This is a genomic window from Vibrio sp. Vb0667 (genome assembly GCF_033391095.1).
This window is the reverse complement of the sequence record NZ_JAWPOL010000061.1, coordinates 1-6,368: the sequence shown is the minus strand read 5'-3', so window position 1 is coordinate 6,368 and position 6,368 is coordinate 1. Positions and strand designations below refer to the sequence as shown.

The 6,368-nt window shown below is 42.7% G+C and carries 5 protein-coding genes and 4 tRNA genes; 6 read left to right on the top strand and 3 right to left on the bottom strand.

The annotated features are described in order from the left end of the window. Positions 1–705: 705 nt before the first annotated feature. Both pssA and R8269_RS23150 read right to left on the bottom strand, forming a co-directional pair. Positions 706–2,046, bottom strand: coding sequence for a CDP-diacylglycerol--serine O-phosphatidyltransferase (gene pssA, locus R8269_RS23155; protein WP_005373047.1), 1,341 nt, complete (start codon positions 2,044–2,046; stop codon positions 706–708). Positions 2,047–2,117: 71 nt separating this feature from the next. Then, a complete protein-coding gene (locus R8269_RS23150; RefSeq protein WP_017821963.1) occupies positions 2,118–2,549 on the bottom strand; it encodes a GNAT family N-acetyltransferase in 432 nt (143 codons plus the stop codon). Between the two features lie 101 nt (positions 2,550–2,650). Here R8269_RS23150 and murB point away from each other — a divergent pair, with 101 nt between their 5' ends. Together murB and birA are read left to right on the top strand one after the other, a co-directional pair. Continuing rightward, a complete protein-coding gene (murB, locus tag R8269_RS23145; protein WP_005373053.1) occupies positions 2,651–3,694 on the top strand; it encodes a UDP-N-acetylmuramate dehydrogenase in 1,044 nt (347 codons plus the stop codon). Then, the gene (birA, locus tag R8269_RS23140) at positions 3,691–4,656 is read left to right on the top strand and encodes a bifunctional biotin--[acetyl-CoA-carboxylase] ligase/biotin operon repressor BirA (protein WP_005373054.1); all 966 of its coding nucleotides are present in this window, start codon (positions 3,691–3,693) and stop codon (positions 4,654–4,656) included. Before murB ends, birA begins: the two co-directional genes overlap by 4 nt. Positions 4,657–4,663: 7 nt before the next feature. Here the strand turns inward: birA and coaA are convergent, their stop codons facing one another. Beyond that, positions 4,664–5,587, bottom strand: a complete 924-nt coding sequence (coaA, locus tag R8269_RS23135; protein WP_005388683.1) for a type I pantothenate kinase — start codon at positions 5,585–5,587, stop codon at positions 4,664–4,666. Positions 5,588–5,792: 205 nt separating this feature from the next. Between coaA and R8269_RS23130 the strand changes: the two genes are divergently transcribed. From R8269_RS23130 to R8269_RS23115, 4 genes are all read left to right on the top strand, one after another. Next, positions 5,793–5,868 (top strand) — tRNA-Thr (locus R8269_RS23130). 36 nt (positions 5,869–5,904) lie between these two features. Next, positions 5,905–5,989: transfer RNA gene (locus R8269_RS23125), tRNA-Tyr, on the top strand. A 35-nt stretch (positions 5,990–6,024) separates the two neighbouring features. Then, positions 6,025–6,099 (top strand) — tRNA-Gly (locus R8269_RS23120). 13 nt (positions 6,100–6,112) lie between these two features. Beyond that, a tRNA-Thr gene (locus tag R8269_RS23115) sits at positions 6,113–6,188 on the top strand. Positions 6,189–6,368 lie beyond the last annotated feature (180 nt).

Genomic DNA, 6,368 nt, shown 5'->3' with positions numbered 1-6,368 from the left:
GGGGTCGCGGGTTCGAGTCCCGTCCACTCCGCCACTTATATTAAGCCTCAGTCGAAAGACTGAGGCTTTTTTCGTTTCTACTGCGGCGTTTCCCTGAAGTGTGTTTACACCTAATTAGACTACTCCCCATAATCCCTACTAAGTGAACTTTGCGTGATTACACACTAGGCTTTAATTAATATAGGCCGTTGATGCTGTGGAAAGACAATATGACCTACAAACAAACCTAAGTAATCTATGGTATTCAAAGGCGTTCAACGGCTTGAATCTTGATGAGAAAGAAAAAACGAACTGTGCACATAATCCAGAAAAGCGTCATATATACCCCCAATCTCTCCTGGCTCAAAAATCAAACGACTTGAAAAGAATTGGAAGGTGAAAGATTGAAGGAGCTCTTCATTAGCGAGGTGATGATTTTCGACGCTGAACATTTGATGAGTCTCAGAAAAAATATATCGCCAAGGGGTAAGAAGCGCCAAAACAGAGAGGGGTAGCTTAGCTCGAGGCTGTAAGCTATGCGGAGTACTCACAAACGTCAAAGCTCAAACCCATTAAGAGAGTCGCTCTAGATCTAAGTGGTTATGTGCTCACTAGCGGTACTAGAAAATAGTTAAGTATTCCAAATGGATTATATGAAAAAGCCAACTGCTAAAGCGGTTGGCTTAGTATAAAAATCTCGACGTACTTTAGAGCGAGAAATGATGTCTAAAGAATACGTTTTAAAACACCATCTGCCTTTAGGCGGGTAATTTTTCTGACCAGTCGCTGTACCCCTATAGGATAGTCTTCTACTTTCTCTAATTGCTTATAAGTACAGATAAGGTGAGTATGCTCAAGAATACGCGAAACTTCGTCTTCAAACTTCTCAGTGAGCTTCGCATAATTGTCTTGTATGAGTAGCCCATTTTCTAGGTCGAGTGACCAAGCACGTGGGTTTAGGTTATTCCCAGTAAGTAGCATATAGCGTTTATCAACCCAAATACCCTTAAGGTGGAAGCTGTTATTGTCATGCTTCCATAGGTGAATTGACAATTTACGTGCGGCGATATTCGCTTCATTGGCTTTCGCAAAGCGACGCAAATTCACTTCGTAAAGATATGGAAGTCCGCCAATGGTTTTAAAGTCTTCCTCGGGTGCAATGTAAAAGTCGTTGGCGGTTTTATCACCCACAACAATAGTTACTTTCACACCACGCTTCATAGCTCGTTTCACTTCACGATGAAGTGCTTTAGGGAAGTTAAAGTAAGGCGTACAAATGAAAATTTCGTCTTGGGCTGCTGCCAATAACTTTACAATCTGTTGATTGAGCAGATTACGGCGTTTGCCTAGCCCAACTAACGGAGTGACTTTTACGCTTTCTTCTGTTGCAGCTTGGTCTTCAAACTTATAGTTGGCTTGAGCAAGAGAAGCCCTCAGTTGGCGAATCGCCGACTTTATTTCTTTGGTTTCTGGCTTATCTTTTCCTGCAAGATCATTAACGGCAGGGTGAGCAATCATTTCTTCCTGAATGAATTGCACCATTGAATTCGCTAAAGGTTCATGTCGAATCACATGGTAACGATCAAATCGATAACGTTCATGATAATGGAGATAAACGTTATTTAAGCTCGCCCCACTGTAGATAACAGTATCATCGACAATGAAGCCTTTTAAATGCAGTACCCCAAAAACTTCTCTGCCACGCACTGGTATGCCATAGACAGGGATTGGGTGTAGGTACTTACTGGCATATGCTTTGTAAAGCGCTGAATTACCCTCAGATGTCTCCGCACCAATCAGGCCACGCTGCGCTCGATGCCAGTCGACACAGATATTGATGTCCAACCCAGGATTGCGCTGTTTCGCTTCATAAAGCGCAGTGAGAATTTCACGTCCAGCTTCATCATCTTCCAGATATAGAGCGACTAGGTAAATTCGCGACGTTGCTTTGCTGATCGCATCTAAAAGACGGGTTCTGAATGATTCTGCTGAATACAGAACATCAAAGTCTTCCGGATTGACAGCGAGACTTGGCAACTGTTCGAATGGATTCCTACTTACTATCATATCGGTATGAGTACCTTAGTTTAGTGCAATATTGCGAACCTGCCATTTTATCAAAGATATGATTTACCTGGCTACAAAAGCACGCGTTTTGATGTCGTTGAAGAGATGAATTGCATTGGAATGAGATCTTTACCGCTATCTACGTAACGTTGAAATGCCATTTTTAGCGGGTGTGGTAGCTCAGAGCAATCAATTGTTGTGAATCCATGCTTGGAATAATAGGATTCGAGATGTGTAAACGCGAAGCAATAATCGCCATCAGTGAAAACATTGTTTTTACAATGAGTTAGTAGTTTTTTTCCAATCCCTGTTCCCCTAACTTTCGGAATGACCAACATTCCTGTCAACAGACGAACTTTATCTACACTTTTTAAACGTAGTAACGCAATGATTTCACCCTTATGGCTTGCTGTAATGATCAATTCATCCTTTTTGGCTCGACCCGCAGGGTAATACGCTTTGTATAGTTTCTTAATGAGGGGGAGCTTGATGGGATTTAACACTTCTATGATTAATGAGTCTGGTATTGTCACTGCGGTTAAAAGATAACTAATGTAGAATGTCGACAGTTTAAGAGAATCTTATCTGGTGTTGCAAACCTACTATGCAAATTAAAACAAATGCGAGCCTAAAGGCTTACCATACTTTTGGAATTGAACAATCGTGTTCCTATTTAGCTATCGTTGAGTCGCTCGAAGATGTTATTGAGCTATTTCAAAACCCAAGATTCACCCATTTACCGAAACTTTTTTTAGGTAAAGGAAGTAATGTTCTTTTTACAGAACATTTTGAGGGATTAGTGATTGTTAATCGAATCATGGGTAAAGAAGTCACGGAAACGGATGAGGACTACCTATTACATATTGCCGGTGGTGAAGATTGGCCTGAATTAGTTTCCTGGTGTGTGAATCAGGGGATCGGTGGGATCGAGAACTTAGCTTTGATTCCAGGTTGTGCTGGCTCGGCTCCTATTCAGAACATTGGTGCGTATGGCCTAGAGCTAAAAGACATCTGTGATTATGTAGATGTTCTTGACCTAACTACGTTTGAAAACAAAAGAATGCACGCCCAAGACTGTGAGTTTGCCTATAGGGATTCCATATTTAAACATGCGTTGCACGGAAAGTGCTTTATCACCGCATTAGGGCTTAAGTTGGCGAAGCAATGGCAGCCGATTAACCAGTACGGCCCTTTACAAAGTATCCCAGAAGAACAACTCAGCCCTGCTTCTATCTTCGAACGAGTATGCCAAGTGCGAAAGGCAAAACTGCCAGATCCAACGAAGATAGGTAACGCAGGTAGTTTCTTTAAAAACCCAGTGATCACAGAAGATCACTATGATCGACTAACAAAAAAATACCCTAACGTAGTGGCCTACCCAGCTTCAGGAGGAATGAAAATTGCTGCTGGTTGGCTTATTGATCAGTGTGGATTAAAAGGGAAGTCTGTACACGGTGCGCAGGTCAACCCTATGCAAGCTTTGGTTTTGACCAACATAGATAATTGTAGTGCTGATGACATTGTCGCGCTTGCTTCTTTAGTGAAGCATACAGTATGGGACAAATACCAAATCATACTTGAGCATGAAGTACGCTTTCTCAATCGTACCGGGGAGACCAATTTGGCTCAGATCGAGGCATCTAGATGAGAAAAGATCACTCTACGAAACTTCATATTCTAAAGTTATTAAGTGATGGAGAGTTTCATTCAGGAGAAGCGTTGGGCGACGATCTTAATGTTTCTAGAGCGGCAATCGCTAAGCACATTAAAGGTCTTAGTGAATGGGGTATTGATATTTATCGAGTGCAAGGGCGCGGTTACCAATTAGCCTCACCATTGCAGTTGTTAGACGAGACTCTCCTTACCACTAGCTCGGAGTCACTTGTTGAACTCGTCCCTGTGATTGACTCAACGAATCAATATTTGCTCGACAGAGTCGCGGATTCGGAAAAGGGCCGTGTTTGTATTGCTGAATATCAAGCACAAGGGCGTGGTCGCCGCGGTAGACAATGGGTCTCACCGTTTGGCTCTAACTTATATCTCTCTATGTATTGGCGACTGGATGCAGGAATGGCTGCGGCAATGGGCTTGAGCTTGGTGATTGGGATTGCCGCAGTGGAAGCTTTGGAAGAAGTAGGCATGCAAGGTGTTAAACTCAAGTGGCCGAATGACTTGTATTATCAAGATAAAAAACTGGCCGGAATCTTGGTTGAAATGTCGGGTCAGGCCGGTGGGGCTGCTCATCTAGTGATTGGGATGGGCCTGAATATTGGAATGCCTGACGACCAGCCTGAGATTGACCAGCCATGGACCACGTTGAACCAAGTAAATCAGAGTCTCAAGATCGATAGAAATGTTCTAGCAATGACACTTATCAAGCATTGGAATTCCGCACTTGTCGAATATGAAATGAAAGGACTTACTGGCTTTATCGAACGTTGGAATCGGTTAGACAATTTCCTTAATCGTCAGGTCAAACTGCTTATTGGTCCTAGAGAGGTATATGGCGTCGTTCGAGGCATCGATCATCAAGGTGGAATATTAATCGAAACCTCCCAAGGACTAGAGACTTATATTGGTGGTGAAATCTCGTTGCGTAAAAGTGACTAATCTTCGATTACTTTCGCAACGAGACTTTATCAACTAAGTGGTTAACGCCTTTGTGTAGAATCAAGTGGGCTCTCTCACGAGTTGGAAGAATATTCAATTCTAAATTGAGCCCATTAATATCATGCCAAATTTGCTTCGCTTTTTTCTTTGCGTCATCGACAGAGAGTTGTGTGTAGTGGCTAAAATAAGAGCCTGGTTTCGTAAAGGCCCCTTGGCGAAACTTTAAAAAGCGTTCTACATACCAATGTTCAATGGTTTCTGTTTCTGCGTCGACATAAATTGAAAAATCTAAAAAGTCAGAGACGAAGACACGATGCGGGTCATGTGGATAGTCCATTCCACTTTGCAGAACGTTTAAACCTTCAATAATAAGAACATCCGGTCTATCCACTTTCCTTAGTTCATCAGTAATGTCATACGTGATGTGAGAGTAGATGGGTACTTCAAGATCGGGCTTTCCTGCCTTTACGTCAGACATGAACTCGACTAAGCGCTTGATATCATAGGATTCTGGGAAGCCTTTACGATGCATGATACCGCGTTCTTCTAGTACTTTTTTCGGATATAGGAAGCCATCTGTTGTAACCAAGGACACTTTGGGATGATTCTCCCAACGAGAAAGCAATGCCGTTAGAATACGAGCAGTCGTACTTTTGCCTACAGCAACACTGCCAGCGATACCAATTACGAAAGGGGGAGCATGTTCCTCTGTATTTAAGAATTGTTGTAATACGGAATTGCGGCTTTGACGAGCCTGGACATACAGATTCAAAAGACGAGACAAAGGAAGGTAGATCTCTACCGCTTCCTCCATGGTTAGGTTTTCATTAATGCCCTGAAGCGCAGTCAAGTCGTCTTCAGAAAGTGTCATCGGTACAGAGTTTCTTAACTCGGCCCAATTTGCACGGTCAAATGACAAAAATGGACTCATGGGTCTCTTTTATCCTTGGTTTAATAGAAGCAAGAACATACATCAAGCGAACTTCAAAGCAAACGACAAAGGTCGAAGTTTACTTTAAAAAAGCTAAGTTTGTACGAATTTGCAGCAAACGAATCTAAAAAATCGAAATTTATGATTTTTTTTCAAATTACTATTGCAACCTAGAAAATCATTCAATAGAATGCGCACCACTTATGCCGACTTAGCTCAGTAGGTAGAGCAACTGACTTGTAATCAGTAGGTCACCAGTTCGATTCCGGTAGTCGGCACCATTCTTTCCTTTAGTAGTCTGAATGGCTTGAAAATTTGGAGGGGTTCCCGAGTGGCCAAAGGGAGCAGACTGTAAATCTGCCGGCACTGCCTTCGATGGTTCGAATCCGTCCCCCTCCACCATATTCTTTAGGAAATAGCTCTCAGAGTTACGTGTTGCGGGCATCGTATAATGGCTATTACCTCAGCCTTCCAAGCTGATGATGCGGGTTCGATTCCCGCTGCCCGCTCCACTCTAATTTGAGTGCTGATATAGCTCAGGTGGTAGAGCGCATCCTTGGTAAGGATGAGGTCGGCAGTTCGAGTCTGCCTATCAGCACCAGCTCTCAAGTTTATTTCCTTTTGATATTAGATTTACCAATTATCTTTTTTTGGTTGCGTGGTCAATTTGGGCCACCTAAATCCGTACCTAGAGGGACCACTCATGTCTAAAGAAAAATTTGAACGTACGAAACCGCACGTTAACGTTGGTACTATCGGCCACGTTGACCACGGTAAAACA

Bases quoted from the DNA above. Each gene is read 5' to 3' on its own strand.
- birA (WP_005373054.1), top strand. From the start codon at position 3,691: ATGAGAAAAGATCACTCTACGAAACTTCATATTCTAAAGTTATTAAGT.
- murB (WP_005373053.1), top strand. From the start codon at position 2,651: ATGCAAATTAAAACAAATGCGAGCCTAAAGGCTTACCATACTTTTGGA.
- coaA (WP_005388683.1), bottom strand. From the start codon at position 5,587: ATGAGTCCATTTTTGTCATTTGACCGTGCAAATTGGGCCGAGTTAAGA.
- pssA (WP_005373047.1), bottom strand. From the start codon at position 2,046: ATGATAGTAAGTAGGAATCCATTCGAACAGTTGCCAAGTCTCGCTGTC.